This window comes from Microbaculum mangrovi, assembly GCF_051390635.1.
Classification (GTDB): Bacteria; Pseudomonadota; Alphaproteobacteria; order Rhizobiales; family Tepidamorphaceae; genus Microbaculum.
Genome location: NZ_JBPODT010000003.1, coordinates 17,865 through 42,799, shown reverse-complemented (window position 1 = coordinate 42,799; position 24,935 = coordinate 17,865). Strand labels below are relative to the sequence as shown.

The 24,935-nt window shown below is 65.3% G+C and carries 27 protein-coding genes, 1 tRNA gene and 1 other RNA gene; 11 read left to right on the top strand and 18 right to left on the bottom strand.

Features of this window, described 5'->3' with window-relative positions:
• Positions 1–25: 25 nt before the first annotated feature.
• A complete protein-coding gene (locus ACSF9G_RS12925) occupies positions 26–442 on the bottom strand; it encodes an HIT family protein (RefSeq protein WP_436642238.1) in 417 nt (138 codons plus the stop codon).
• A gap of 166 nt (positions 443–608) precedes the next feature.
• Between ACSF9G_RS12925 and ffs the strand changes: the two genes are divergently transcribed.
• The 3 genes from ffs (at position 609) to ACSF9G_RS12910 (ending at position 2,961) form a co-directional block, all read left to right on the top strand.
• Positions 609–707, top strand: an RNA gene (gene ffs / locus ACSF9G_RS12920) — signal recognition particle sRNA small type.
• Between the two features lie 70 nt (positions 708–777).
• Positions 778–2,619 carry a DNA polymerase III subunit gamma/tau gene (locus ACSF9G_RS12915; RefSeq protein ID WP_436642236.1) on the top strand — a complete coding sequence of 614 codons (1,842 nt, stop codon included), beginning with the start codon at positions 778–780 and terminating at the stop codon, positions 2,617–2,619.
• Positions 2,620–2,634: 15 nt separating this feature from the next.
• Positions 2,635–2,961 (top strand): YbaB/EbfC family nucleoid-associated protein, encoded by a 327-nt coding sequence (locus ACSF9G_RS12910; RefSeq protein WP_436642234.1) that lies wholly within the window; start codon positions 2,635–2,637, stop codon positions 2,959–2,961.
• A gap of 19 nt (positions 2,962–2,980) precedes the next feature.
• Here ACSF9G_RS12910 and ACSF9G_RS12905 read toward each other — a convergent pair whose 3' ends face one another.
• The 3 genes from ACSF9G_RS12905 to ACSF9G_RS12895 are packed head-to-tail and all read right to left on the bottom strand — an operon-like array spanning position 2,981 to position 5,746.
• Positions 2,981–3,862: an SDR family oxidoreductase gene (locus ACSF9G_RS12905; RefSeq protein ID WP_436642232.1), complete on the bottom strand. Its 882-nt coding sequence runs from the start codon at positions 3,860–3,862 to the stop codon at positions 2,981–2,983.
• A 50-nt stretch (positions 3,863–3,912) separates the two neighbouring features.
• Positions 3,913–5,073, bottom strand: a complete 1,161-nt coding sequence (gene queG, locus ACSF9G_RS12900; protein WP_436642229.1) for a tRNA epoxyqueuosine(34) reductase QueG — start codon at positions 5,071–5,073, stop codon at positions 3,913–3,915.
• Positions 5,054–5,746, bottom strand: a complete 693-nt coding sequence (locus ACSF9G_RS12895; RefSeq protein ID WP_436642227.1) for a glutathione S-transferase family protein — start codon at positions 5,744–5,746, stop codon at positions 5,054–5,056. The genes queG and ACSF9G_RS12895 overlap by 20 nt, the downstream gene beginning before the upstream one ends.
• Before the next feature lie 189 nt (positions 5,747–5,935).
• Between ACSF9G_RS12895 and ACSF9G_RS12890 the strand changes: the two genes are divergently transcribed.
• Entirely contained in the window at positions 5,936–6,742 is an 807-nt protein-coding gene (locus ACSF9G_RS12890; RefSeq protein WP_436642225.1) for an undecaprenyl-diphosphate phosphatase, read from the top strand.
• 23 nt (positions 6,743–6,765) lie between these two features.
• On the opposite strand, the gene ACSF9G_RS12885 is transcribed toward ACSF9G_RS12890, so the two are convergent.
• Entirely contained in the window at positions 6,766–7,755 is a 990-nt protein-coding gene (locus ACSF9G_RS12885) for a complex I NDUFA9 subunit family protein (RefSeq protein ID WP_436642223.1), read from the bottom strand.
• 131 nt (positions 7,756–7,886) lie between these two features.
• Positions 7,887–8,684 carry a tetratricopeptide repeat protein gene (locus ACSF9G_RS12880; RefSeq protein WP_436642221.1) on the bottom strand — a complete coding sequence of 266 codons (798 nt, stop codon included), beginning with the start codon at positions 8,682–8,684 and terminating at the stop codon, positions 7,887–7,889.
• Between the two features lie 196 nt (positions 8,685–8,880).
• Here ACSF9G_RS12880 and ACSF9G_RS12875 point away from each other — a divergent pair, with 196 nt between their 5' ends.
• Positions 8,881–10,284 carry a leucyl aminopeptidase family protein gene (locus ACSF9G_RS12875; RefSeq protein WP_436642219.1) on the top strand — a complete coding sequence of 468 codons (1,404 nt, stop codon included), beginning with the start codon at positions 8,881–8,883 and terminating at the stop codon, positions 10,282–10,284.
• 12 nt (positions 10,285–10,296) lie between these two features.
• On the opposite strand, the gene mbfA is transcribed toward ACSF9G_RS12875, so the two are convergent.
• Positions 10,297–11,268 (bottom strand): iron exporter MbfA, encoded by a 972-nt coding sequence (gene mbfA / locus ACSF9G_RS12870; protein WP_436642217.1) that lies wholly within the window; start codon positions 11,266–11,268, stop codon positions 10,297–10,299.
• A gap of 119 nt (positions 11,269–11,387) precedes the next feature.
• The gene (locus tag ACSF9G_RS12865) at positions 11,388–11,888 is read right to left on the bottom strand and encodes a DUF995 domain-containing protein (RefSeq protein WP_436642215.1); all 501 of its coding nucleotides are present in this window, start codon (positions 11,886–11,888) and stop codon (positions 11,388–11,390) included.
• Positions 11,889–12,282: 394 nt separating this feature from the next.
• Here ACSF9G_RS12865 and ACSF9G_RS12860 point away from each other — a divergent pair, with 394 nt between their 5' ends.
• Entirely contained in the window at positions 12,283–13,389 is a 1,107-nt protein-coding gene (locus ACSF9G_RS12860; protein WP_436642213.1) for a TRAP transporter substrate-binding protein, read from the top strand.
• A 75-nt stretch (positions 13,390–13,464) separates the two neighbouring features.
• On the opposite strand, the gene ACSF9G_RS12855 is transcribed toward ACSF9G_RS12860, so the two are convergent.
• The 4 genes from ACSF9G_RS12855 to ACSF9G_RS12840 all read right to left on the bottom strand — a co-directional run bounded on the left by ACSF9G_RS12855 (position 13,465) and on the right by ACSF9G_RS12840 (position 15,459).
• Positions 13,465–14,046, bottom strand: coding sequence for a MarR family winged helix-turn-helix transcriptional regulator (locus tag ACSF9G_RS12855; RefSeq protein ID WP_436642211.1), 582 nt, complete (start codon positions 14,044–14,046; stop codon positions 13,465–13,467).
• A 290-nt stretch (positions 14,047–14,336) separates the two neighbouring features.
• Entirely contained in the window at positions 14,337–14,495 is a 159-nt protein-coding gene (locus ACSF9G_RS12850; protein ID WP_436642209.1) for a hypothetical protein, read from the bottom strand.
• Between the two features lie 69 nt (positions 14,496–14,564).
• Entirely contained in the window at positions 14,565–14,927 is a 363-nt protein-coding gene (locus ACSF9G_RS12845; RefSeq protein WP_436642207.1) for a SpoIIAA family protein, read from the bottom strand.
• Positions 14,928–15,033: 106 nt separating this feature from the next.
• Positions 15,034–15,459: a L,D-transpeptidase gene (locus tag ACSF9G_RS12840; RefSeq protein WP_436642205.1), complete on the bottom strand. Its 426-nt coding sequence runs from the start codon at positions 15,457–15,459 to the stop codon at positions 15,034–15,036.
• A 159-nt stretch (positions 15,460–15,618) separates the two neighbouring features.
• Between ACSF9G_RS12840 and ACSF9G_RS12835 the strand changes: the two genes are divergently transcribed.
• The 3 genes from ACSF9G_RS12835 to ACSF9G_RS12825 all read left to right on the top strand — a co-directional run bounded on the left by ACSF9G_RS12835 (position 15,619) and on the right by ACSF9G_RS12825 (position 18,830).
• Complete coding sequence (locus ACSF9G_RS12835; protein WP_436642203.1) at positions 15,619–16,572, top strand: cation diffusion facilitator family transporter; 954 nt, start codon at positions 15,619–15,621, stop codon at positions 16,570–16,572.
• Positions 16,573–16,665: 93 nt separating this feature from the next.
• Positions 16,666–17,622 (top strand): penicillin-insensitive murein endopeptidase, encoded by a 957-nt coding sequence (gene mepA / locus ACSF9G_RS12830; protein ID WP_436642200.1) that lies wholly within the window; start codon positions 16,666–16,668, stop codon positions 17,620–17,622.
• Positions 17,619–18,830, top strand: a complete 1,212-nt coding sequence (locus ACSF9G_RS12825) for an adenylate/guanylate cyclase domain-containing protein (protein ID WP_436642198.1) — start codon at positions 17,619–17,621, stop codon at positions 18,828–18,830. Before mepA ends, ACSF9G_RS12825 begins: the two co-directional genes overlap by 4 nt.
• 46 nt (positions 18,831–18,876) lie before the next feature.
• Here ACSF9G_RS12825 and msrA read toward each other — a convergent pair whose 3' ends face one another.
• On the bottom strand, positions 18,877–19,533 hold the full coding sequence (gene msrA, locus ACSF9G_RS12820) for a peptide-methionine (S)-S-oxide reductase MsrA (protein ID WP_436642196.1): 657 nt from the start codon (positions 19,531–19,533) through the stop codon (positions 18,877–18,879).
• Positions 19,534–19,593: 60 nt separating this feature from the next.
• Entirely contained in the window at positions 19,594–19,920 is a 327-nt protein-coding gene (locus tag ACSF9G_RS12815; protein ID WP_436642194.1) for a hypothetical protein, read from the bottom strand.
• A 135-nt stretch (positions 19,921–20,055) separates the two neighbouring features.
• On the opposite strand from ACSF9G_RS12815, the gene ACSF9G_RS12810 reads away from it, so the two are divergent.
• Both ACSF9G_RS12810 and ACSF9G_RS12805 read left to right on the top strand, forming a co-directional pair.
• Positions 20,056–20,145, top strand: a tRNA-Ser gene (locus ACSF9G_RS12810).
• 592 nt (positions 20,146–20,737) lie between these two features.
• On the top strand, positions 20,738–21,772 hold the full coding sequence (locus ACSF9G_RS12805) for a hypothetical protein (RefSeq protein ID WP_436642192.1): 1,035 nt from the start codon (positions 20,738–20,740) through the stop codon (positions 21,770–21,772).
• 353 nt (positions 21,773–22,125) lie between these two features.
• Here the strand turns inward: ACSF9G_RS12805 and ACSF9G_RS12800 are convergent, their stop codons facing one another.
• The 4 genes from ACSF9G_RS12800 to ACSF9G_RS12785 are packed head-to-tail and all read right to left on the bottom strand — an operon-like array spanning position 22,126 to position 24,885.
• Positions 22,126–23,487: a hypothetical protein gene (locus tag ACSF9G_RS12800; RefSeq protein WP_436642190.1), complete on the bottom strand. Its 1,362-nt coding sequence runs from the start codon at positions 23,485–23,487 to the stop codon at positions 22,126–22,128.
• Position 23,488: 1 nt separating this feature from the next.
• Positions 23,489–24,031 (bottom strand): MPN domain-containing protein, encoded by a 543-nt coding sequence (locus ACSF9G_RS12795; RefSeq protein ID WP_436642188.1) that lies wholly within the window; start codon positions 24,029–24,031, stop codon positions 23,489–23,491.
• Positions 23,970–24,431 (bottom strand): DUF7665 family protein, encoded by a 462-nt coding sequence (locus tag ACSF9G_RS12790; protein WP_436642186.1) that lies wholly within the window; start codon positions 24,429–24,431, stop codon positions 23,970–23,972. The genes ACSF9G_RS12795 and ACSF9G_RS12790 overlap by 62 nt, the downstream gene beginning before the upstream one ends.
• The gene (locus tag ACSF9G_RS12785) at positions 24,424–24,885 is read right to left on the bottom strand and encodes a hypothetical protein (protein WP_436642184.1); all 462 of its coding nucleotides are present in this window, start codon (positions 24,883–24,885) and stop codon (positions 24,424–24,426) included. Before ACSF9G_RS12785 ends, ACSF9G_RS12790 begins: the two co-directional genes overlap by 8 nt.
• Positions 24,886–24,935 lie beyond the last annotated feature (50 nt).

Genomic DNA, 24,935 nt, shown 5'->3' with positions numbered 1-24,935 from the left:
GAGCCGGGCAAGTCGTGTCGCGCCCTCACCGGCCCCGAAGCGCATCGGAGAGCTTTTCGATCAGTTCGACCCGGGCGTCCTTGTCGTAGGCCTTGCGCACCACCGCGCCCCAGACCGGGCCGGGCCAGGCCTCGTCGTCGCGAAACCGGGCGATGACGTGGACGTGCAACTGGGCGACCTGGTTTCCGAGCGCGGCGACATTGAGCTTCTCGGCACCGGTCACGGACCGCAGCGCCGCGCTGGCAACCGCAATCTCGTCCATCAGCCGGTGGCGGGTTTCCGACTCCAGATCGACGATTTCGATGGCATCCGGCTTCCGCGGCACCAGCACGAGCCAGGGAAAATTGGCGTCGTTCATCAGCCGCACCTCGCACAGGTCCAGCATGGCGACGGGAATCGTGTCGGCGGCGAGGCTCGAATTCAGGCTGAAGGTGACGCTCATCGCAACTCAGTCCCCGGATTGCGGGCGATTCCCCCGGAACCGCGTCCGGGATCATCGGCGGTGAGGCGGGCACCGGCAAGGATTTTCGGTGGAAAGCGGCTCAATCGACGCGGATCGGGCCAACGGGGTTGCGTCGGCGCGCGCCAAGTCTGATATAGTCGTGTCAGGGAGGTTGGCGGCGGACGAGCCGCTCGCCAACCGGGTCAGGTCCGGAAGGAAGCAGCCCTAACGAGTTCTGGTTCGGGTTGTCGTCCAGCCTCCCGCCTTAATCCAAAGCAACACCGGCATGGCATGCCGGCGCCGCAAGCCCTTATCGGCGCGAGCAGGGACGCTTCATGGATCAGCGAACACCGGACGATTCGACGGTCGCGCCCGCCGGATACCGTGTGCTCGCGCGCAAGTACCGGCCCTCCAGCTTCGACGACCTGATCGGCCAGGAGCCGATGGTGCGCACCCTGCGCAACGCCTTCGAGACGGGGCGCATCGCGCAGGCCTACATGCTCACCGGCGTGCGCGGGGTCGGCAAGACCACGACGGCGCGCATCCTGGCGCGCGCGCTCAACTACGAGCCGAAGGACGGCGGGGGCGCCGGGGACGCGAAGTCCGGGCCGACGCTCGACATGCCCGAGGAAGGCCGGCACTGCCGCGCGATCCTCGAATCGCGCCATGTCGACGTGATCGAGATGGACGCCGCCTCCCATACCGGCATCGACGACATCCGCGAGATCATCGAGGCGGTGCGCTACCGCCCGGCGGAAGCGCGCTACAAGATCTACATCATCGACGAGGTGCACATGCTCTCGAAGGCCGCCTTCAACGGCCTTCTGAAGACGCTCGAAGAGCCGCCCGAGCATGTGAAGTTCATCTTCGCGACGACGGAAATCCGGAAGGTTCCGATCACCGTTCTGTCGCGCTGCCAGCGCTTCGACCTGCGCCGCGTCGACGCCGACCAGCTGGTCAAGCACCTGGAGGGCATCGCCCGGGCGGAGGCCGTCGACGTCGACGACGAGGCCCTGCGCATGATCGCGCGGGCCAGCGAGGGCTCGGTGCGCGATTCGCTGTCCCTGCTCGACCAGGCCATCGCCCATGGCGGCGGACAGGTGAAGGCGGAGGAAGTGCGCGGCATGCTCGGTGTCGCCGATCGCGCCCGCGTCGTCGACCTGTTCGACAAGGTGATGTCCGGCGACATCGCCGCGGCGCTGAACGAGCTCGACAGCCAGTACGCGGAGGGCGCGGCGCCGGAGATGGTGCTGACCGACCTCGCCGGTTTCGTGCACCTTGTCACCCGCATGCGCATCGTGCCGGATTCCGCCGACGATGCCTCGCTGTCGGAGGCCGAGCGCGAGCGCGGCAAGGAATTCGCGGCGCAGATCCCGGTCTCCGAACTCAGCCGCGCCTGGCAGATCCTGCTGAAGGGCATCGGCGAGGTGGAGAGCTCGCCGCGTCCGCTGGCGGCCGCCGAGATGGTGCTGGTGCGGCTCGCCTACGCCTCGACCCTGCCGAGCCCGGAGGACGTCATCCGCCGGCTCGACGAGGGCGCGCCGGTGGGCAACACGCCGGCTTCCGGTTCGGGCGGCTCGGGCAATCCGGGCGGCGGCGGCGCGGCGAGCGCGTCGGCGCCGGTGCGGTCGGCCTTCAAGCCGACCCTTCCCGCCTTCGTGCCGACCAAGGCGACGGCGGGGCCGACCGCCATGCGCGTCGTGCCGAGCCCGCAGCCGGAGGCGCCGGCCGTCGAGCTGCCGCTCCCGCGCACCTTCGAGGCGGTGGTGGCGCTGGCCGAGGAGAAGCGCGACGCCAGGCTGCGCTCGGCGCTGGAGCTGTTCGTGCGCATCGTCCGTTTCGAGCCGGGACGCATCGAATTGTCGCTCGCCGACAACGCGCCGGGCGATCTCGTCCACGATCTTCAGCAGAAACTGACGGAATGGACCGGAAAGCGCTGGGTCGTCGCGGTATCGCGCGAACAGGGCGCGCCGACGGTCCGCGAGCAGCGCGAGCAGACCCGCACGGCGCTAATCGATTCGATGCGCCGCGATCCGACCGTGTCGGCGGTGCTGACCGCTTTTCCTGGCGCCGAGATCGTCGATGTCCGTGCCGAACCGGGCGACGACCTTGCCTCCGACGTGCCGGATTCCGGTTCCGTCGAGACACTGGAATCGCCCGAAGACGAAGACGATTGATCCGAAAGGACCGCAATGATGGACTTCATGAAGATGATGAAACAGGCCAAGGAGCTGCAGGCCCGCATGGGCGAGCTTCAGGCCGAGCTCGAGGCGCTGGAGGTCGAGGGCACCGCCGGCGGCGGCCTCGTCACCGTCACGCTGTCGGCCAAGGGCGACATGCGCGGCCTGAAGGTCGATCCGAGCCTGATCAAGCCGGAAGAAGCCGAGATTCTGGAAGACCTTATCATCGCCGCCCACGCCGACGCGCGGCGCAAGGCCGAAGCGGCGATGGCGGAGAAGATGCAGGAAGTCACCGGCGGCCTGCAGCTGCCGCCCGGCATGAACCTGCCCGGCATGTGAGCCGCCGGCGGCGCCGGGGCTACGTCCGTCCGTCGCCGGCCTTGAACAAGGCGTTGAGCCCGTCCCGATAGGTCGGGTATTGCAGTTCGACACCCAGCTCCTGCTTGATCCTGTCGTTGCGCGCGCGGCGGTTCGCCGAATAGAAGCTCCGCGCCATCGGCGTCAGCTCGGCGTCGTCGAAGGCAATTTCCGGCGGCGGCGCGACCCCCATCAAGTCCGCCGCGAAGGCGATGACGTCCTGCGGCGGGCCGGGCTCGTCGTCGGACAGGTTGTAGACGCCGCCGGCGCGCGGCTGCGCCATCGAGGCCTCCAGCACGCCGGCGATATCGGCAACATGGATGCGGTTGAAGACCTGGCCGGGCTTCACCAGCCGCCGCGCCTTTCCGGCCCTCAGATTGACCAGCGCGTTGCGGCCCGGTCCGTAGATGCCGGCGATACGGAACAGCATGACCGGGATGCCGGTCACCTCGCCGAACCCGAGCCAGTCCTGCTCGGCGACGACGCGGCGGGCGTTGCGCGAGCTCACAGGAGCGGTCGCCGCCGTCTCGTCGATCCAGGCGCCGTCGTGATCGCCATAGACGCCGAGCGTCGAGAGATAGCCGAGCCACCGGATCGTTCCCGAGCGGGCGGCGAGATCGGCGCGATGGTGGATCAGCACCGGATCGCCGGCCTCGCCCGGCGGGATCGACTGGAGCACGTGCGTCGCGCCGTCGAGCGCCGCCGCCACCTCCGGCCCCGGCGCGGCGCCGTCGAAGACCACCGCCTCCACGCCATCGGCCCTGAGCGCCTCGGCCTTTTGCGGCGTGCGCACACTGCCCGCGACGCGCCAGCCGTCCGCGGTCAGGCGACGCGCGAGCGTCATCGCGGAAAAGCCGAGGCCGAAAATGAAGATCTTTTTCATGACGTCCGTACCGAGAGATGACCGTGCCGAATGCAAACGATGCGGCGGAATCACATAGCGCCGGTCAGCGCGGCCTGCCACTCCTCACGGACCGATGGGTCTTCCTCCGCCGCCTGTCGATGGTCGGCCAAAGCCGCGAACTCGGGCCCTGACAACAGTCGAGACAACGCCCAGACCGCGGCGCCGCGCACCACCGGCGCATCGTCATCGAGCCGGGCGCGGGCGCAGGCGGCGAGGTCCTTTTCGCCGGAATTGCCGATGGCGATCAGCACGTTGCGCAGGAACCGGTCGCGGCGGATACGCTTGACCGGCGACTTCGTGAACAGGGCGCGGAAGGCCGTGTCGTCGAGCCGGCACAGGTCGGCGAGCGCCGGCAGGGACAGTTCGGGCCGGGCCTGCAGCTTCATCTCGTTACCGGCGACGGCGAACTTGTTCCACGGGCAGACGGCAAGGCAGTCGTCGCAGCCGTAGATGCGGTTGCCTATCGCCGGGCGCAGGTCGCGGGGGATCGGACCGGCATGTTCGATGGTCAGGTAGGAAATGCAGCGCCGCGAATCGAGCCGGTAGGGAGCTGGGAAGGCGCCGGTCGGACAGATGTCGAGGCAGGCGCGGCAGGAGCCGCAATGGTCGGTGTCGGGTTGGTCGGCAGGAAGCTCGGCGGTGGTGAAGATCTCGCCCAGGAACAGCCAGGAGCCGAGCTCGCGGGAGACGAGATTGGTGTGCTTGCCCTGCCAGCCGATACCGGCGGCCTGCCCCAGCGGCTTCTCCATCACAGGCGCGGTATCGACGAAGACCTTCACCTCCGCGCCGGTGCGCGTGGCGAAGTCGCGGGCAACCGCCTTCAGCTTCTTCTTGACGATGTCGTGGTAGTCGTCGCCGCGCGCATAGACCGAGATCATCCCGCGATCGCGGCGTTTCAGATCGTCGAGCGGATCGTGGTCCGGACCGTAGTTGAGGCCGAGCACGAGGATCGAACGGACATCGGGCCACAAGGCGCGGGGCGCGCGGCGGCGCTCGGCCGTCGTCGCCATCCACTCCATGGTGCCGTGATGGCCGGCCTTCAGGAAGGCCTCGAGCCGGCGCCCGCTATCGGGAGCCGCGTCGGGGCGGGTTACGCGGGCAACATCGAAGCCTTCTTCCAGCGCACGCCCGATCGCCCACCGCTTGAGGCGGTCCGGCGAGAAATCGACATCAGAAGTCGAGGTCGACATAAGTGCGCGACGGCGCCACTCCCGCTATCTGATCCACCAGCAGAGGCCGGAACGACGGGCGGGACTTCACCCGCGCGTACCAGGCCTTGGCCGGCTCGAACTCGTCCCACGGCACTTCGCCCAGATAGTCGATCGAGGACAGATGCGCGGCGGCGGCAAGGTCGGCGTAGGACAGTTCGTCGCCGCCGAGCCAGTTCCGCCGCCCGGCAAGCCAGCCGATATAGTGCAGATGATAGCGGATATTGGCGCGGGCGGCGCGGATCGCCGCCGAATCGGGCGCGCCGCCGCCCTGTTCCGGCGTCATGAAGCGCTTGTAGACGCGCTCGGTGAGCAGATAGTTCGACACCTCCTCGTGGAAGCGGCTATCGAACCAATCGATCAGCCGGCGCACCTCGGCGCGACCGCGCGCGGTGTCGGGCAGCAGCCTGCGGGCGCCGGCCTCCGCGCCGCGCGTCTCGTCGAGATATTCGAGCACCGGCCTTGGCCCGCAGATCGCCGGCCCCTCGCCGTCGAGCAGGACCGGCAGGGTCCCGGCCGGGTTGACGATCAGGAACTCGCGGCGACGCTCCCAGGTGCGCTCCTCGACGAATTCGGCGCTGAGGCCGTATTCCCCGAGCGCGATCCGCACGCAACGCGAAAACGGGCAAAACGGGTGATGATAGAGACTGAGCATACTCTGCCGTTGTTACGACGCACTGGACTGCGGCAACCATACGCAATACCCGCGCGACAGCTTCATTGGATGGCGCGGACGGTTCCGGTATAGAGGCCACGACCCCGGGGAACAACACGATTCGCCGATATCCGGGAGGTTAGCCCGACCCTGAACAGCGAGTCGATACGGGGTCAGCGGGGACGAAATATGGCATCCGAGACGATAATTCAGGCGGCGTTCCTGGGATTGATCGAAGGGTTGACCGAGTTCATCCCGGTTTCGTCGACCGCGCATCTCCTGTTGATCGGCCATTTCCTCGGCTTCGAGAATCCGGGTCGCGCCTTCGAGGTCCTGATCCAGCTCGGCGCCATCTTCGCCGTCGTCGGCGTCTATTTCACCCGGCTGCTGCGCATCGCGCTGGCGCTGCCGAGCGATCCAAAGGCGCGGAAATTCGTGATCGGCGTCCTGCTCGCCTTCCTGCCGGCGGCGGTCGTCGGCGTGCTGCTCCACGATTTCATCAAGTCGGTCCTGTTCGAATCGCCGGTCGTCATCTGCGTGACGCTGATCGTCGGCGGCCTCCTGCTGATGTGGCTCGATTCGATGGACCTGCGCCCGCGCTACACCGAAGCGACGGACTATCCGCTGTCGCTCTATTTCAAGATCGGCGTATTCCAGTGCCTCGCCATGATTCCGGGCGTGTCGCGCTCGGGCGCGACCATCGGCGGCGCGCTGCTGATGGGCGCCGACAAGCGCTCGGCGGCGGAATTCTCGTTCTTCCTGGCGATGCCGACCATGGCCGGCGCCTTCGCCTACGACCTCTACAAGAACATCGACATCCTCGGCGCCGAGGACGCCAAGCTGATCGCCGTCGGCTTCGTGATGTCGATGATCTCGGGCGTGATCGTGGTTCGTACCCTGCTCGACTTCGTTTCGCGCCACGGCTTCACACCGTTCGCCTGGTGGCGAATCATAGTCGGCTCGGCGGGGCTTGCCGGTATCTGGGTCTACGGCTGAACGACCGAACCGTCGCCCGGCGGTCAGGACTGCGAGACGGTGCGATCGGGCGAAGAGAACTGACCGGCCTTGCGATAGCGGGCGAGATAGGCAGGCACGACCGTCTCGATCGCATGCGGATCGATGCCGATGCCTTCCAGCGTCCGGCCTTCCCTGATCGCCTCTTCCGAAACGACGTTGTCGCGGGCGAGCTGGCGAACCTGGTCGACGGTCAGCAGCGGCTTGGGAAACATCTGCAGGAACCATGCTTTCAGCTTCGCGATCTCGAAAGGCAGCGGCGCCAGGATGCGGCGGCGGCCGGTCACCTTCAGGATGTATTCGAGAAGCTGCTTGAAGGTCCGGATTTCCGGGCCGCCCAGCTCGTAGGCCGTGCCGGGCTTCAGCTTGCCGTCCACGCCCTGGGCGACGGCCTCGGCGACATCGCCGACATAGACCGGCTGGAACCGGGTGGCGCCGCCGCCGATCAGCGGCAAAACCGGCACGAGGCGCGCCATCGCGCCGAAGCGATTGAAGAAATCATCCTCCGGACCGAACACGATCGACGGCCTCATGATCACGGCATCCGGGAATGCCGTCTTCACGGCCGCCTCGCCGGCGGCCTTGGTCCGGGCGTAATCGGACTCGGAGTTCGCATCCGCCCCTATGGCCGAGATATGGACCATGCGACCGACGCCGGCATCCCGGGCCGCGGCGGCAACGGCACCGGGGCCGAAGGCCTGGACGACGTCGAAACTCTGGCGGCCGGATTCGTAGAGAATACCGACGAGGTTGACGACCGCATCGGAGCCGGCGACGGCGCGATCGATCGACTCGCGATTGCGGATGTTGGCCTGGACGGCGTGGATCTGGCCGACGCCGCCGAGCGGCTGCAGGAACCCGGCCAGATCGGGCCGGCGCACGGCAACGCGCACCCGATAGCCACGACGCGCCAGCGCACGCACCACGTGCCGGCCAACGAACCCCGAGCCGCCGAAGACCGTGACGAGCTCGCTCCTGACGTATCCGGTCGCCATCGCCTGAAAGGCCTCCCTTCCTGCCGCCCGCCGAACAAGCGCGGGCTTTCCGGCCCCTCAAATAGCCGACGGGTCGGCGGCTGTATAGGCCGTCGACCCGCGCGAAGTCCCGATCCTGTCGCCGCGCCGCGTCAGCCGGTCGCGCCGTCGATGTTTTTCAGCTTCTGCCATGGGTCGGGCGTTTTCATCATCTGCTTGAGATACGCCATGTTGACCTTCACGTCCTCCGGCGACAGATCCCGGGCGGCGTAATCCTCGGCCTCGGCGAATTTGCCCTGCATGGCCAGCACGAGTGCGAGATTCTGCCGCACCTTCGCCGCCGCCGCCGGATCGGAGGCAGCCTTGCGCAAGGTCATCTCGGCATCGGCGATCTTGTTGGACAGCGCGTAGGAAAGGCCGAGATTGGCGAGAATCGAGGAATTGTTCGGATCGAGTGCCAGCGCCTGCTTGTAGCGCTCGCGCGCCTCGCCGTTGCGGCCGAGCTGATCGAGCGCGGCCCCTTGCGCGGACAGGGTGGCGGCGCTGCGGTCGCCCGCCGAACTCGCCTGCTCCAGCGCGGCGAGCGCCTCGTTCGGATTGCCGGCGCGCAAGGCGCGGCGACCGTAGGCCGACAGGATGCGCGGATCGCCCGGGTTCTGGTCCTTGGCCATCTTGAGAGCGCCGACCGCCTGATCGGGTCGTCCGAGACTGTCGAGGGCATCGGCGAAGGCGAGCGCGACGTCGGCGTTGCCCGGATCGCGCTTGAACTTGTCCTGAAGCTTGGCAGCCTGCTTGAGCTGCTCCTGCGACCCGGGCGCCTGGGCGGTCTGGGTCGCGGCCTCCTTGGATATGGAGCCTGTGGTTAAGGTCTTCTGGCATCCGCCGAGGGCGAGACCCGCTGCAAGCAGGATGACAGGTGACTTGAGATAGGCGGAAACGGAAATCGGCATTCGAAGTCCCCGTTCCAGGGCGAACACAAAGCCGGCAAACCCGAGCCGGCGACATCTCGTCAATAAACTGGTAACCCTAACAGCCGGTTAACCGCCGCCGGCGGAGCGTGTCGGTGGTTGCCCCCGCCCGGCCGGACTTGCATCGGCCCGCGCCACATTCCAAAGATGCGCCAAACCTGCCGCCAGAGGAGCCATCATGATCGACTGCCTGCTTCCCGTCTCGTCGTCCGACACCGCCGTTCCGATCCGCTTCGTCGAGCCGGACAAGACCGACGCCTATCTGGACGGCCTGAGCGCGGCACAGCGGGCCTTCCTGGAGGCGACCGGCTACAAGCCCAAGGCGGGTCGGACGGCTCTGCTTCCCGACGCCGACGGGCGCCTGGCGCTGGTGCTGTTCGGGCTCGGGGCGAAGGACGACGCGGACCGAACCCCGCTGCTGCCCGGCAGGCTCGCGGACGCTCTTCCGGCGGGCACCTACCGGTTCGACAACGCGCCGGACGATCCGGCGCTGGCGGTCCAGGCATTTGCGCTCGGCCGGTACAGGTTCACCGCCTATCGCGGTGGCGACAGCAAGGAGAACAACGGCAGCGACGTCAGACTGATCCTTCCGGCAGACGTCGACGAGGCCGAGATACGCCGTATCGTGGCGGGCGTGTCGCTCGCCCGCGACCTGATCAACACGCCGGCCAACGACATGGGACCGGAGGAGCTCGAGGAAGCGGCGCGCCAGCTCGCCGAGACGCACGGGGCATCGCTGTCGGTGACAACCGGCGACGCGCTGCTCGAGGCCGGTTTTCCGATGATCCACGCCGTCGGCCGGGCCAGCCCGCGCGCGCCGCGGCTGATCGACCTGAGCTGGGGGGATCCTGAAGCGCCGAAGCTGACCCTCGTCGGCAAGGGCGTCTGCTTCGATACCGGCGGGCTCGACATCAAGCCGGCCGCCGGCATGCTGATGATGAAGAAGGACATGGGCGGCGCGGCCTGCGTTCTCGGCCTGGCCTCGATCGTCATGGACGCCAACCTTCCGGTGCGTCTGCGGGTGCTGGTGCCGGCGGCGGAAAACGCGGTCGCGGGAAACGCCTTCCGACCGGGCGACGTGCTGGAAAGCCGCAAGGGGCTCGCCGTCGAGATCGGCAACACGGACGCGGAAGGCCGGCTGGTGCTGGGCGACGCACTGGCGCTCGCCGACGAGGAGACGCCCGATCTCATCATCGACATGTCGACCCTGACGGGGGCGGCGCGCGTCGCCCTGGGGCCCGACCTGCCCGCCTTCTTCAGCCGCGACGATGCGCTCGCCGCCGCAATCTCGGATCAGGCGCAGGCCGCCCATGACCCGGTCTGGCGCCTGCCGCTGTGGCAGCCCTACATGAAGATGATCGACGGCAAAGTCGGCGACATAAACAACGCCGGCAACTCACCCTTCGCGGGCGCCATCACCGCCGCGCTGTTCCTGTCGCGCTTCGTCGAGCCGTCCACGCCATGGGCGCATTTCGACGCCTATTGCTGGAATCCGTCGAACCGGCCCGGCCGGCCGGAAGGCGGCGAGGCGCAGGCGATCCGCGGGCTCTACGGGGCACTCAAGGCGCGCTATCCGGGTTAGGCCGGCGCGCCGTCAGGCGTTGCCTATCAAGATCCCGGCGGCGAAGACCAGCGCACCACCTATCACGATCTGGAAGGCCGCCGACCAGAACGGCGTGTCCATGTAGCGGTAGCGGATCCACGAGATCGCCCACAACTCGATCACGACGATGATGATCGCGATGGTGGTAGCGATGCCGAAGTGGGGGATCAGATAGGGCAGCGCGTGGCCCAACCCGCCGAGCGTCGTCATCAGGCCGCTGGCAAGGCCGCGAATCCAGGGGCTGCCGCGCCCGGTCAGCGCGCCGTCGTCGGACAGCGCTTCGGCGAAGCCCATCGAGATGCCGGCGCCGATCGAAGCGGCCAGACCGACGAGGAAGGTCTGCCAGGTGTCGTGGGTGGCGAAGGCGGCGGCGAACAGCGGCGCCAGGGTCGACACCGAACCGTCCATCAGGCCGGCGAGGCCAGGCTGGACGATCTGCAGCAGGAACAGCTTGCGCTCGGCCTCCTTCTCCGATTTGACGGCCTCCTCGGTCAGATGCCGCTCGCCGAGCCGTTCGGCGACTTCCTCGTGATGGCGTTCCTCTTCGGCCAGATCGCCCAGCAGCTTGCGGGTGCCGGCGTCGGTCGAGCGTTCGGCGGCGCTCAGATAGAAGCGCCGCGCCTCCGCCTCCATCACCCCGACCTGCTCGCGCACCTTGTCGATGCCGAGCGGCCGCGTCATCCAGTATGGCCGCCGTGTCAGGAAGCCGCGGACGTCCTCGCGACGCACCAGCGGGATCGTCTCGCCGAAACGGGAGCGGAACAGCTCGATTAGCCGGCGGCGGTGCTCGTTCTCTTCCGCCGACATGGCGTCGAACATCTCGGCGGACGCCGGGAAATCGTCGCGCAGCGCATCGGCATAGGTCGCGTAGATGCGCCCGTCCTCCTCTTCAGCGGCGATGGCGAGCGCCAGCACCTCGCGCTCGGAGAGGTCGGAAAAGCGGCGTTTGAGCAGTGTCGGCATAGCGGCCTCAATTTAGAAGTCTTCTAAATTATAGACCTGAAGGCGGCGAAATCAAAGGGCGTTTGGCCGCATGGCGCCGAACCTATGCCCAGCGCCGCTTCGTCAGATCCGGTGAAGCCTCAGCCGCTGAACTTCCGCTTGATCGCGTCGACAGGCTGCGAAACGGTGTCGTCCGCGGTGAGCGTGTTGACCTCGTCGCCGGGCCGCACCGGGTCATGCCGGAAAATGTACCAGGTGCCGTCATTCTCGCGCTTCTGGTAGATGGTTCCGCCGGCCTTGCGATGCAGGAAACAGGTGGTATTGGCCTGCGTGCCGCTGGTATCGGTCCATTTGCCGCGCAGGCAGAGCCGACCGGAATCCGAAAGCGTGAAACGGCCTTCGCCGTAGGACTCGCCCTTTTCGCCGTTAACCCAGGCGAGGAATCGGCGGCCGTCGTCGACAAAGCGCACCGCCCCGTTCTCCCAGGTCCAGGTCTTGTCGCGATAAAGCTTGTGCAGCTCGACCGCGCTCAACGGCTGCGCATTCGACGGCGGCGCTTCCTGGGCGAGCGCACCCGCCCCCAGTCCACCGCCGAGAAGCAGTGCCAATCCGACTGCGATAGCGTTTCTCGTTTTCGACACCAGCACCATTTCGCTCTCCAAGCCAACTTGCGGTCAACGTCATTGCGACACCGAAATCCGGTTCAAGGACAAGGGCGTCCTCACACCGGCCAACCTTTCTCTCGCACTTTCCAGTGGCACTGTGAATCCGGTTCGATCCACAAAAACGCAACAACATTTTGCGGCACTCCGGTCGTGTCGGTCCGCGACACGTGCCGGCACGGAGCACGCGCAGTGCCGTGCGGCGGTCCATGACCGCGCCCGGCCGCTATGCGAATCTCCGTGGTTGGCCTGCCCTTGCGGAACCGGTAGTGAGAAATGGCGCCTCCAGATGGCATCCGTCCCCGGACCGATCCGTGCGGACGAACGGATGGCGGCGCGGGCAAAAATTTGGCAGGTCGAGGGAGAACAATCGATGACGGAAAGAACGTTCGAATTGAACCGGCGCCGGCTTCTCGGCGCCGCTGGCATCGGGGCGGCGGGCGCCCTTGCCGCGCCGGCGGTCGTCAGGGCGCAGGAGAAGATCGAGTGGAAGATGCCGATCGCCTGGCCGAAGAACACGCCCGGCGTCGGCGTCAACGCGCAGCGCGTTGCCGACATGATCGGCGTCATGTCCGACGGCCGGCTGACGGTCAAGCTGTTCGGCGCTGGCGAACTGGTCCCGCCGTTCGAGGTTTTCGACGCGGTGTCGTCGGGCGCCGCGGAAATAGGGCATGGTACCTCCTACTTCTGGCAAGGCAAGAACCCCGTCTTCCACTTCTTCACCGGCGTACCGTTCGGGCTGACCGCCCAGGAACATGCCGGTTGGCTCTACTACGGCGGGGCGCAGGCGCTGTGGGAGAGGGCCTACGAGCCGTTCGGGGTGCTGCCGTTCTATGCCGGTTCGTCGGGCCCGCAGGCTGGCGGCTGGTTCGGCAAGGAGATCAACACGCTTGACGACCTGAAGGGCTTCAAGATGCGCATCGCCGGCCTCGGCGGTGAGGTAATGCGCCGGCTCGGCGTCAGCGTGGTGCTGCTGCCGCCGGGCGAGATCTTCGCCGCGCTGCAGGGCGGCACGATCGATGCCGCCGAATGGATCGGCCCGTGGAACGACCTCGCCTTCGGTCTCTACAAGGTGGTCAAGTACTACTATATGCCCGCCTTCCACGAGACCGGACCGGCGCTCGAGGTGATCGTCAACCGGTCAGCCTACGACGCACTGCCGGACGACCTGAAGGAGATCGTCAAACGCGCCGCGATGGCGTCGGCGATGGAAACCTATGCCGACTTCGCCTACCACAACGCGGAGGCCTTCGGCCCGATCCTGGAGAAGGAGGGGGTCGAGCTGAGAACGTGGCCGGACGAGATCGTCATGGCGCTCGGTGCGGAGTCCGAAAAGGTGCTCGCCGAAATCGGTGACGCCAATCCGCTTGCCAAGGAGACCTACGAGTCCTTCGTCGGCTTCCGCAAGAAGGCGTCCGACTACGCCAAGGCGAGCGAGCAGCGCATGCTGGACATGCGCTCCTTGGTGCTCGGCTCCTGAGGCGCGCCAGGCAGGACACCACGAAACGCGGGGCGGCCCTCCGGGTCGCTTCGCCCGACCAGCGGATCCGGAAAATCAGCGGACGCCGGCCATCTCGCGGGGGGTATGCTCGGCGCAGATCCGATCGACCTCGGTCGCCTCGATCCGTGCGCCCATGAGACTGCAGCGATCGAAGGCCCCTTCGGGAATCTGTTTCTCGAAGTGGCGGCAGGTACGGCACTTGCCGAAGGTGCGAACCCCATAGAGCGCCTGACATTCGGCGAGCAGGTGCTTGAGCTGGCCATCGAGCGCGGCGGCGTTGGAGCCGAGTTCCACCGCGGCCGCCTTGAGGTCGGCAATCGGGTCGCTGTCCAGCATGGCGCGGCCCTTGGCGGTCAGGATAAGCGAGAGCGCACGCCCCTGCCCGGCGCGCGGGGCCTTGGTGAGGAGCCCCTTCCGTTCGAGCGACGAAACCGTCTGAGACACCGTGCCCTTCGTCGCAGACAGGAAACTGGCGAGTGCGGACGGATTGTTCGAGAAGCCATTGCATCGCCCGAGATAGCGCAGTGCTTCCCACTGCGCCGGGTTCAGGCCTTGGACATAGCCGCTGGAGCGAACGAGGCGCCCCAATCGCTCGACCAGATCGGCGATGCTCGATGCAGTGTCTTCCTGCGCCATTGCGATGAGCCGAATATTCCCCCGATCAATACCCCTGCGGAAGGATACGCCTAATTTGCATGTCAAAGAAATAGCGGCGGGGCTTTGAGATTGATATTTTTCATATCAAATATACAAATTCGCTAACGGTATCCGGTCACTTCGCGCAAAAATTGCACCCGAACCCAAGCGATGACGGCAGAACCTCGATGCCGTCCAAGTGATTCGCCACCGCGGCACTGTATCGCGACCACACCGGTCCGCCTCATGGGCAAAAGACGGGGCCGCCGCCCCAAGCGCGCCAGCGCCACCTAGCCGGGCCGTATGCCGACGAGCACGACCATGGCGAACAGGGCGAAGACGGCTATCTTCCAGGCATCAGACCGTTTCCGAAGGCCGGGCAGCCCGAGCGGGCGGATCAGGTGAACGATCATGGCAAGGCCAAGCAAGATCGCGACGGTTTTTCCCATGATGCCCAGGCGAGTCCATTTCTCTCGGTATCCCGGCCCGGCGGTCAGCGGTAGGCCGATGCTGTCGCCTTACTCGGCGACCCAGGCCTTCGCCGCGTCGCGATCGGCAAGCGGAAAGACCTTCACCTCGCACGGCATCATCGGCGCGAACAGCCGGATCGCGCCGGCATAGAGGGAATCGTCGGTGACCACCGCGATCCTCTCGAAATCCTTCATGTGCTTGAGGCCGAAGAAGGTGTCATCCCACATGGCCGTCGGCTCGTAGCCCTCGAAGGCCTCGCCGAGGACGAAGAGAAAGCGGATCTTTCCCTTCTCGGCGATCGCCTTCTCGAGCGCGGGGATCATCCGCTCCTTGTAGTCCGCGTTGGTAACATGCCCGCTCGCCTCGAATCCGATGATCGGCTCGGGCAATCCCCATATCGGCGTCAGCATATCGGCCTCCTCGCGCGCATAGCAGCCGGAAGCAGACAGGATTGCGGCTTTGATGGCAAGGGTGCCCGGTGACGGTGGCGGCAACCGGAGGGACCGACCGTCTCGGTCAGCGGGTGATCACGATCTGCGTGTTGCCGGCGCCGTGCCGCTTGACGAGGCTGAACAGGGCCGCCGCGTTGGAGGGATGCAGGCGCACGCAGCCATGGCTCGCCGGGCGGCCGAGCGATTTCACGTAATTCGTGCCGTGAATCGCGTATCCTCCATGAAAGAAGATCGAGTAGGGCATCGGCGAGCCGTGATACTTCTTGGAGTAATAGGTTTTGTGCATCCTGATCGGCCTGTATTTGCCGGTCGGCGTGCGATAGCCGCCGCGCGCCGTCGAAACCGGCCAGCTGTATCGGCGCAGGCCGTTGACGTAGACCTGCATTGTCTGGTTCGACAGCGAGATCTTGGCGACGACATCGGACGATGCCGACGCCGGCTGCGCGATCAGCACACCGAGAACGAGGACCAGAAACGATAGTCTGCGCATGACTAACCTCCCGCCCTTGGCGGCCACCGGACGCCCCGGTCTCCCTGCGCCCTTTTTCAGCGGACGCTTTCACTGCTAAAAATCTCAATCCACGCGTAAAGACAGCCTACCTGGGAACCATTGCAATCCGACTAACCTAATCTGGAAAACCGGAGTGGAATGAGCAACGGCCACGATCAAAGCGAAGGACACGCCGCGGCGCGCAATATCGGGCACGAACACGGCCACTCGCACACGTCGGGCGCCAATCAGCGCCGGATCGGGATCGCCGCGCTTCTGACCGGCGGGTTCATGTTCGCCGAAGCTGCCGGCGGCATTATGACCGGATCGCTGGCGCTGATCGCGGACGCCGCGCACATGATGATCGACGCCGTGTCGCTCGGCTTCGCCTGGTGGGCCTTCCGCGTCGCGGGCGGCGAGCCGACCGAACGGCGCACCTTCGGCAACAGGCGCCTGCCTGTGCTCGTCGCCTTCGCCAACGCGATCGCGATCCTGATGATCACCGCCTTCATCGTCATCGAGGCCGCCGAGCGCTTTGCCGATCCCGTCACCGTGCTTGCCGGACCGATGATGGTCGTCGCCGTCCTCGGCCTCGCCGTCAACATCATCGCCTTTGTGGTGCTGATGGGGGGCCAGCGCGAAAGCCTCAACGTGCGCGGCGCGCTGATCCACGTGGCCGGTGACATGCTCGGCTCGGTTGCCGCAATCGCCGCAGCCGCGGTGATCCTCTGGACCGGCTGGATGCCGATCGATCCGATCCTCTCTGTGTTTGTCGCGCTTCTGATCCTCAGGGCCGGCCTCAAGCTCGCCCGAGAATCCGGCCATATCTTGCTGGAGGGCGCGCCGGTCGGGCTGGAGCCACAGAGCATCCGCGACGCGCTGATGGGCAACGTCGAGGGTATCTCCGCCGTGCGTCACGTCCATGTCTGGGCCCTCGACGAGAACCGCCCCCTGGTTACGCTCAACGTCGAACTCGCCCGGGGGGCCGACGGCTTCGCCGCGATCGCCGCGGTCAAGGCGCGGCTAAAGACGGCGTTCGGTGTCAATCACGCGACCGTCGAGATCGACCCGCCCGGCGCGATACCCGAGCCGGCGGGTTTGCCTCGGGATTAACAACCCGTTTACATTGCGGGCAGAGCATAGATGCGGGGAATGTCGGGGACTGGCCAACCTTGAACCCGGCCGTCCCGTGCCGATATGCGAGCCATGACACGCCGTTCTGTATCAAGACGCATTCCTGCCGCCGCGCTTGCCCCGGCTTTTGCCTTGGCGCTCGCGCTCGGCTTCATAGGCCTTTCAACCGCGCCCGCGACCGCGCAGGTTGCCGCCAAGGACCTGTTCGGACGCGCCAAGGACCCTGCGCCGCTTGCCGCACGCGCCATCGGCTCCTATGCCCGCGGCTGCCTCGCCGGCGCGATGCCGCTGCCCGTCGACGGCCCGGCCTGGCAGGTGATGCGCCTGTCGCGCAACCGCAACTGGGGCCATCCGGTGCTGATCTCGCTGATCGAGCGGATTGCCGTCGGGGCGAGATCGGAAGGCTGGAACGGCCTTCTGGTCGGTGACCTGGCGCAGCCGCGCGGCGGACCGATGACATCGGGTCACGCAAGCCATCAGATCGGGCTCGATGCCGACATCTGGTTGACGCCCATGCCGCGCCGCACCCTGAGCAACACCGAGCGGGAGGAGATCTCCGCGACCTCGATGCTCAAGGACGGCGTTCGCGAGGTCGATCCGAAGCTGTTCACGCCGGCGCACGCCGCGCTGATCCGTCGCGCCGCCAAGCAGCCGGAGACCGAGCGTATTTTCGTACATCCCGCGATCAAGAAGGCGCTGTGCGATTTCGCCGGCAGCGATCGCGGCTGGCTCAGGACTGTCAGGCCCTGGTGGGGGCACTATTATCATTTCCATGTTCGCATCGCCTGTCCCAGCGGCAGCTCGGGCTGCAAGAACCAGGATCCTCCGCCACCCGGCGACGGCTGCGGCAAGGAGCTCGACTGGTGGCTGAGCGACGCGCCGTGGACGCCGGCGAAGCCCGGGACGAAACCGAAGCCGAAGCCGCCGCTGACCATGGCGGATCTGCCGCGGGATTGCCGGATGGTGGTCGACGCCTCGGCCGCGACCGCACCGCTCGCCAAGCCACCGATTCCGCGTCCGCGTCCGTGATCCCACCTGTCGTTTCCGACCTTTCCGGCGCCGATGCCCGGTGCACCACCCAGCTCGGCGACCTGCCGGAACGGCTGGCGCTGCATTTCGCCGGTATCGGTAAGCCGACCTTCGGGGAGTTGCTCGATGCCCTTTCTCGCGGACTGAGCGAACTCGGGGTGCCGCTATGGCGAACATTCGTCGGCATCGAGACCCTGCACCCCGTTCATAGCGGTCGTACGGTGACCTGGGCGGAGGGCCGCATCGACACGCGCCAGCGCGACCGCGAGGGTGTGACGCGGCAGCCCGACTACCTGAACAGCCCGGTGCGGCTGGTCGACGAGAGCCGCGCGCCGCTGCGCATCCGTCTCAACGAGACCGATTCCGACATGCCGACCCTGGCCGCTCTGAAGCGCGGGGGCGGAACGGACTACGTGATCCACCCCCTGCCCTTCATCGATCGCAACCGCACGGCCGTCATCTCTTTCGCCACACAGGCGCCGGACGGGTTCGGCCAGCGCGATCTCGACCGGATTACCGCCGCCGTCGCGGTGATCGGTCCGCAATTCGAACGCCTGGCCGTGCGCGAGATCGCGGTGAACCTGCTCGACACCTATGTCGGGCCGCGGTCTGGCCGGCGCGTGTTCGAGGGGCTGATCAATCGCGGCGATCTCCTCACTGTGTCGGCGGCGATCCTGTTCGCGGACCTGCGCGACTACACCGCCCTGTCGGAACGAATGCCCGGCCCGGCCACTGTGCGGCTCCTCGACGCATGGTTCGACGTGCTCGGCGAACCGATCGAGAAGCAGGGCGGCGAAATCCTCAAGTTCCTGGGCGACGGCGTGCTGGCGGTGTTCCCCGGCGCCGACGCGCAAGAGGCCTGCCGGGCGGCGCTGGAGGCGGCGGCCGACACCGACCGGAATTTCTATCGCGTGGCCGACGCGGCGAACCTGCCGCGGGACGAGATCGAGTATGGCATCGGTCTTCACTACGGCGATGTGGGCTACGGCAACGTGGGCACCCGCACCCGGCTCGACTTCACCGTGATCGGTCCGGCCGTGAACCTGACGAGCCGACTGCAGGACCTGTCAAAGCGGCTGCCGCACACGGTGCTCGCCTCGGCGGCCTTCGCCGCGCACGTGCCCGACGTGATGATCCCGCACGCGAGCCATGACCTTCGCGGCATCGCCGAGCCGGTCGAAGTCTTTACGCTGAATAGTGCTCGATAGCGCGGGCCCACCGATACCCTGGCTGGCCCCCTAACCCGCAGATACCCTAGCCCGCCGAAACGCCCGTTCCGACCGGGCAGGCCACGCCGGTTCCGCCGAGGCCGCAATAGCCGCCGGGGTTCTTCGCCAGGTACTGCTGGTGATAGTCCTCGGCGAAGTAGAACGGCCCCGCGTCGACGATCTCCGTCGTGATTGGTCCGAAGCCCCGCGCCCTCAGCTCCGCCTCGTAGGTATCCTTCGACGCCTCGGCGGCGGCCCGCTGGGCCTCGGTTTCGACATAGATGCCGGAGCGATACTGGGTGCCGACGTCATTGCCCTGGCGCATGCCCTGCGTCGGATCGTGGCTTTCCCAGAATCGCTTCAGCAGCGCCTCGTAGGAGATCACGGCGGGGTCGAAGACGACGCGGACGACCTCGTTGTGGCCGGTCATGCCGCTGCAGACTTCCTGATAGGTGGGGTTGGGGGTCAGGCCGGCGGCATAGCCGACCGCCGTCACCCAGACGCCAGGCAGGGTCCAGAACGCCTTCTCCGCCCCCCAGAAACAGCCGAGACCGAAGGTCGCGGTCTCCAGGCCCTCCGGATAGGGGCCGCTCAGCGCGCGCTCGTTGACGAAATGGGTCGCGGCGGTGGGAATCGCCTCGGGCCTTCCGGGCAGTGCCTCGGCGGGCGTGGGCATCGCTACCGACTTCCTGAACAGAAACATGGTGCGCCTCCTGGTCACGGACCGGCGGGAGAACCGTTGCACTCCGCGCCGGCGCGGGAATCAGCCGATCTCGAGCTCCGAGAGCTTGAGCTCGCGCTTCTTTCGGCCTGCAAGCAACAATAGCGTACCGAGCACGCCGAACACGACAAATCCCGGTGCGGTCAGAATCGACTGGATAATCGGATCCCACAGGAACGGGCTGACATTGCGCTGGATCCCGGCCTGGGCCGCATTCAGCGTGGCCGGGCTGACCGAATACCACATCTGGCCGACGGCGGTGGTGACGACGGCTCCCGACGCAATGGTCTTGGCGCCGTCGACGACGAGCGCGACGAGCGCCCCGGCCATGAGCCACAGACCAATGAAACGGGACAGGAAACGCAGCATCGCCCGGACCTCGCGGAAATTACCGACGGTTCCTACATAGTCCGTACGTCATTCGAGGCCAAGCGCCGCGCAACGTCGTTCACGGCACCTTGCATCGGAGGTGAACTCCGGTGTATTCCGGCCGTTCGTTTCGCAGGAGGGGTGGCCGAGTGGTTGAAGGCGCACGCCTGGAACGCGTGTATACGGGAAACCGTATCGAGGGTTCGAATCCCTCTCCCTCCGCCAACAAGTCAGCCGCTTTTAAGGCCCTAACTACCCCTCCTAAAAAACATTTATTTTTTCAATACGATATCGGTTTTTCATAGTGCCACTGCTAGCGGACTTCTACAAAGAAACTCGCTTTGAGACGGCAATGTCGCGTGTTTTCTCACCCGGCCGTTGACGCAGTGCGGTTAGCCATTATTCCAAGTGAACTATTCGGCCCGCTGCTCGAGAAGTTCGGTTTGTTAGTCACCGCCACCATAACCTAGGCTGGGAGCGGACGTCAGCATTCGGCCTTATAACGGCATTAGGCAACTTTTCTCCTGATGACTGCTTTACGCCCCATTTCGGTCGTTGAGGCATCCGCGACAGATTCCCAAAAGCAGATGATCACCTAAAGGTAGGCCATGCGGGCCATTTCTTGGCGGCTTGAGGAAAGGTCACTCCTGCAATGACGCATGGCAAGGCGGACCCAGCCAGCTGCGGTTTTGCAGCTACGTTGTAAGGGCGCTGGTATCTCCAGCGCCGCCATGGCTTACTCAAACAACCTGAAGATTCGATCACGCCAAGCTAGGGGCTCGGCTGTGTCTTTTAATGAAAACAGAGGAAAAACTTTATGAGTTGGCGGACTGCATTGTTTGAAGCCGGCAACATGGGGAACAAGAATACCTTGTTTCTCGAACAGTCTCGCGACGCACACGATCGGATCACAAACCTCTTAATCCTAACGTATCCTGCGTTAGCTGGCGCGTGGCAATTCCGACAGACGACGAAGCATTTCGCTCATCTCGCCAATCCTATGCCGGTCAGAGACGCAGTACTCTCCTTTATCGAATTCCCAACGAATGAGACGGCCATACGCCGCATGGACCTGCGTGAGTCCGTTAGCAACGTCACTTGGCAACGCCAGCGCGATGCAGTCGGCGAGATGATGTTTTTGGTGTCCTGTTCGATATTCGAGAACTTTACTGGTGCTGTGCAAGACTTGGTCGGGCCAAGCTCCAGCGCAAGAATTATCGAGAAAGGTTTCCAATTTCCGTCGAAGGCTATCGATTTCAGCACCACGCCGCCAACGTATTCTCCTACCACCTCGCAGAATCACTGGCAGAATGCGATGACGCTGCTGCCTACGTCCCCATACATGGTTTCGAGGATATTGCCGAACTTTCCAGCCGACGCAAAAAATAGAAACATCCTCGATGATTTCGAGGAAAAGATGCAAACTTATCTGCTTTTTAAAAAGTTTCGGAACACAATTGCGCATGGCGACTTCGATCCGAAAATCCCACACTGCTTTCGTATTGTGGACGAGGTAGTGTCAAAGGACGCATTGGGATTGCGGTTTAAGCCATCCTTATCGTTAGTCAATTCAGAGTATTTCCTAACGTTCTTTAACGTAGTGGGCTTTGTGGGTTTGCTGCTTTCGATCATTCGTGACATCGACAGGTTCTATACCCTGAGCTCCGACGGCGAAGCCGAACTTTTGAGGCGGATAGCGACCCTGAAGGACTCAAAGCAATCCTCGTCGGGAAACAGGACAAAAGAATTCGGGCGCTTGAAAAGATGCGTAGCTTCGCAGGGACTACCAAACTTCATCGCTGATCAGGCTGCCATCGACCATCTAGTGTCTAAGCAGGTTTGGCGTCGCTAGCTTCGGATCTAGAGACATCTTCCAGCAAATTCCGGCCGAGCCGACATTTCGGTTCGTCAAGAACGGCGGATTTGGGAAAGTTCTTAGCGATCTAGAAACGACGGAAATGAAGGTCGGCACCAATACGACAGCTGACTAGTCCCAATACCCAAGACCGGGCAGTCTGCAGTCGGTCGGCCTCATTGCAGAAATGCACAGAACTCGTCACACATTAGGCATGGCAATTATCAACCCATCTGTCCTGTCGAAAATCACGCTCAACACCATCAAAGATGGTGACGTTTTACAGGCACGATAAGTTAACTATCGACCTGATCTACTATGAAGTCGAAGCAAATCCCGTCACCGCGCAATCAGACATCGCAAATTTGAAAACCCGGATTGAGCGCGAGCGGATTGGCGTTCGGCACCACGCGACGTGCATCGAGCGCCCGCAAATCGAGGTCGATCACCGCATCGACCTGGTCGCCGTGCAGCAGCCGCAGGATCTGACCGAGCATCAGCACGCCGGCTACGGTACCGACGAAGGGGGCGCCAACCGCGGTGCCCGCAAGCCGAGCTAGGCCGCATTCGTCGACGCCGCGCTCCCGCAGACGCTGATATCCCCGCGTTTCGGCGACCACCGCCGTCGCGTCCGTCATCTCTGTCCTCCAGAGTTCGGCCGCTTTTCGACGGGACGGAAAGGTGTGGAGCCGGATCGCTTGGAAGTCCTGCGTGGACCGACCGATCCCGGCCTCGACGATGAGCGGAAATCCAGGCGCTTCGAGCTGGCTGCGGGCATGGGCATTGTCGACGCCGCAGATCAGCACCAATGGATCCTCCGGCCGGCGCTTGAATTGGTCGTCAAATGGCCGCTCGATGATCACGGTTGAGAAGCCCATTGCCTCCAGCGTGCGGGCGACATCTCGGGTCTTTCGGCCGCGCGCCGCCTTCATAGTTAGAATAGAAGTACTCGCTGTCGATTTGGTGATGTCGTCCATGTCCTGAAGGACTAGGCTCACCTCTGCCCGATCGGCAAAAGGGCACATGGCGAGCGACCAAAGAAAGGCTTGTCCGAGATGGCCAAGTCCAAGGATCCAGAGGCGGTTTGGCAAAAAGAGAAGCGGCGGCCCATCGCTTGCCGGCGACAACCAGTCCTGATCACCGTCCGGCCGCCAGATCGACAGACCACGCGGGCGACGGCCGGAGGCTACCTCTTCGCGCAGTATGGCGAAGATCTCCGCCGCGCCGATCGCCGCAGCGAGTACGGCGGACACTGCCGTCCCCTTTGCCTCATCGAGCCGGGAGGCGCCTGCAGGGACGATGCCCCCACGCCATCCCTCGAAGGTCAGCTGGATGGCGCGGTCGACGACGTCATCTGCGGTGCCGACGACGGCGGTGGGGCAATCACCGGCCGGTTCGCCAGCGGCGCCACCCAGCGTCTCGACCGCCGCCATAAGGGTCCGACTTGGCCAAGGCGCCAACATAGGTGCGTCGAGCATGCCGGACAGGGTCACGCCGCCGAGCGCGAAGCGTGACAGGATGTTGACCAGCGTCAGCACGGCGATTTGATGCGCAGTGCTGCCGGCGACTTCAGCACCGACCCGGATATGAGCGGCATAGCCCTTCAGCCGCGCCATGGCCGCTTCCGGGTCACTTGCCTCGCCAAGGTCGAGATCGAGCTTGGCGAGCCGGTTGAAGCCGTCGAGAAATGCGGCAAAGTCTGCTTCCTTCATTCTACTTGTCCTCTTCCAAAGTGAGGCCGCGCCAGTCGGGCTTCGGTGCCGGCAGCACGATCCATTTCCGGGCGCCTAAATAGCGGTAGACACCGACCGCGCGCAGATTCAGCGCCGACCGGGCGAAGTTGGGGATGATCACCGCAATATGGCCCCTGATCGCCACCATCGGGTGTTCCTGGTCGGACGGGCTCTGGTCGGCTCGGCCCGGATGGGTGTGCACGTCGGCCAGCACCTCAAGGCCGGTTTCGGCACAACGTTCCCACACCATGTTGAGGGCGGGGCCGGCGAGACGGACATAGCCGTGCGACAAGGCGCCGGGGTCGATATCGTCGTAAAAGACGCCCTCGCGAATCGCGCCGCCCTGTTCGCCCCACCGTCCGAGCAGAAAGGCGCCGCTCTCGCGCCGACCGCCGCCGCGGCGGCGGAGCTGGCGCACGAGCCGCCACCATCCGAGCCACGTGATGCGGAGGGGCTTGCCGTCAGATGCCATGATAGCCACGGGAGTTGAGCAGGCGGTGAGTTTCGCCGAGATACTGGACAAAGCCCTTTTCCGGCTGCCAGCGGAGATGCGGGTAACTAGCGGGCCAGTCGTGGTGACCATTGAGCGACACCCGGTCGAGCGGGAAATAGAGCGCCGTCGCCCCCTGCCAGTCACGCCGAAACACGCTGCCGAAGACGGCGTCGCCCTTCGGCCAGCGATCCGTGCCGAGGATGGCGTCCGTCGCCGGATCCCACAGCCCGCCGGTCGGCAGGGCCGCAGGATAGCCATCGAGGTTTATCCGCAGGTGGAAGATTTCGCCGTCGCGGGCGGTGATCGCAAAGAGCGCGTACGGCCAGCTTACGGTGACGAGCGCCCAGCGCTTGCGCGCGACGCCTTCGAGGAAGGGCGCCGCGGCAAGGTCACGCTCGAACATAGCTCGATCGGGCGTCATCTCAGCCATTGATCCTATCGGAGGGAATGAGATCGAAGACGACCGAGCAGGTCGTCGGGTCGGCCACCGAGCCGACATGGGTCGCCTCGTCCGGCCGGTCGTTGGTGCCGGCGATCTGGAGCGAGAGCTCGGCGGCGTCGGCAGCGTCGATGTCGAGCCTCTTCTCGGTCCGGCGCTTGATCGTCTTCAACGTGGTGCCGGGGCCGAACTTGTGCTCGAAGTTCCGGCCGGCATAGCGGACGGTGACCTCAATCCGCTTGCAGTGGCTGTGGTGGACAAAAATAGTCGGGGCATCGATGTGGCGGCCGGGCGAGAGCGGCTCGTTCTCGTCCTCGAGGTAGAGCGAGCCGGCGCCAAAGGCCTTGTCGAGCTCCTTCTGCAGGGCAGCAAGGTCGAGCGTCTCGAGCGTGCGGTGCTGGACCTCGAGGCTGCCGCTGCGCTTGATGAAGATGTCGGTGGGCATTGGATTCGAACTCCGTTTTTGGACCCGGCTGAATTGCCGGGGATACGGAG

What these genes read in the sequence shown, in the direction of transcription:
- ACSF9G_RS12925 (WP_436642238.1), bottom strand. Translation starts at nt 442, where the DNA reads ATGAGCGTCACCTTCAGCCTGAATTCGAGCCTCGCCGCCGACACGATT.
- ACSF9G_RS12915 (WP_436642236.1), top strand. Translation starts at nt 778, where the DNA reads ATGGATCAGCGAACACCGGACGATTCGACGGTCGCGCCCGCCGGATAC.
- ACSF9G_RS12910 (WP_436642234.1), top strand. Translation starts at nt 2,635, where the DNA reads ATGATGGACTTCATGAAGATGATGAAACAGGCCAAGGAGCTGCAGGCC.
- ACSF9G_RS12905 (WP_436642232.1), bottom strand. Translation starts at nt 3,862, where the DNA reads ATGAAAAAGATCTTCATTTTCGGCCTCGGCTTTTCCGCGATGACGCTC.
- queG (WP_436642229.1), bottom strand. Translation starts at nt 5,073, where the DNA reads ATGTCGACCTCGACTTCTGATGTCGATTTCTCGCCGGACCGCCTCAAG.
- ACSF9G_RS12895 (WP_436642227.1), bottom strand. Translation starts at nt 5,746, where the DNA reads ATGCTCAGTCTCTATCATCACCCGTTTTGCCCGTTTTCGCGTTGCGTG.
- ACSF9G_RS12890 (WP_436642225.1), top strand. Translation starts at nt 5,936, where the DNA reads ATGGCATCCGAGACGATAATTCAGGCGGCGTTCCTGGGATTGATCGAA.
- ACSF9G_RS12885 (WP_436642223.1), bottom strand. Translation starts at nt 7,755, where the DNA reads ATGGCGACCGGATACGTCAGGAGCGAGCTCGTCACGGTCTTCGGCGGC.
- ACSF9G_RS12880 (WP_436642221.1), bottom strand. Translation starts at nt 8,684, where the DNA reads ATGCCGATTTCCGTTTCCGCCTATCTCAAGTCACCTGTCATCCTGCTT.
- ACSF9G_RS12875 (WP_436642219.1), top strand. Translation starts at nt 8,881, where the DNA reads ATGATCGACTGCCTGCTTCCCGTCTCGTCGTCCGACACCGCCGTTCCG.
- mbfA (WP_436642217.1), bottom strand. Translation starts at nt 11,268, where the DNA reads ATGCCGACACTGCTCAAACGCCGCTTTTCCGACCTCTCCGAGCGCGAG.
- ACSF9G_RS12860 (WP_436642213.1), top strand. Translation starts at nt 12,283, where the DNA reads ATGACGGAAAGAACGTTCGAATTGAACCGGCGCCGGCTTCTCGGCGCC.
- ACSF9G_RS12855 (WP_436642211.1), bottom strand. Translation starts at nt 14,046, where the DNA reads ATGGCGCAGGAAGACACTGCATCGAGCATCGCCGATCTGGTCGAGCGA.
- ACSF9G_RS12850 (WP_436642209.1), bottom strand. Translation starts at nt 14,495, where the DNA reads ATGGGAAAAACCGTCGCGATCTTGCTTGGCCTTGCCATGATCGTTCAC.
- ACSF9G_RS12845 (WP_436642207.1), bottom strand. Translation starts at nt 14,927, where the DNA reads ATGCTGACGCCGATATGGGGATTGCCCGAGCCGATCATCGGATTCGAG.
- ACSF9G_RS12840 (WP_436642205.1), bottom strand. Translation starts at nt 15,459, where the DNA reads ATGCGCAGACTATCGTTTCTGGTCCTCGTTCTCGGTGTGCTGATCGCG.
- ACSF9G_RS12835 (WP_436642203.1), top strand. Translation starts at nt 15,619, where the DNA reads ATGAGCAACGGCCACGATCAAAGCGAAGGACACGCCGCGGCGCGCAAT.
- mepA (WP_436642200.1), top strand. Translation starts at nt 16,666, where the DNA reads ATGACACGCCGTTCTGTATCAAGACGCATTCCTGCCGCCGCGCTTGCC.
- msrA (WP_436642196.1), bottom strand. Translation starts at nt 19,533, where the DNA reads ATGTTTCTGTTCAGGAAGTCGGTAGCGATGCCCACGCCCGCCGAGGCA.
- ACSF9G_RS12815 (WP_436642194.1), bottom strand. Translation starts at nt 19,920, where the DNA reads ATGCTGCGTTTCCTGTCCCGTTTCATTGGTCTGTGGCTCATGGCCGGG.
- ACSF9G_RS12805 (WP_436642192.1), top strand. Translation starts at nt 20,738, where the DNA reads ATGAGTTGGCGGACTGCATTGTTTGAAGCCGGCAACATGGGGAACAAG.
- ACSF9G_RS12800 (WP_436642190.1), bottom strand. Translation starts at nt 23,487, where the DNA reads ATGAAGGAAGCAGACTTTGCCGCATTTCTCGACGGCTTCAACCGGCTC.
- ACSF9G_RS12790 (WP_436642186.1), bottom strand. Translation starts at nt 24,431, where the DNA reads ATGGCTGAGATGACGCCCGATCGAGCTATGTTCGAGCGTGACCTTGCC.
- ACSF9G_RS12785 (WP_436642184.1), bottom strand. Translation starts at nt 24,885, where the DNA reads ATGCCCACCGACATCTTCATCAAGCGCAGCGGCAGCCTCGAGGTCCAG.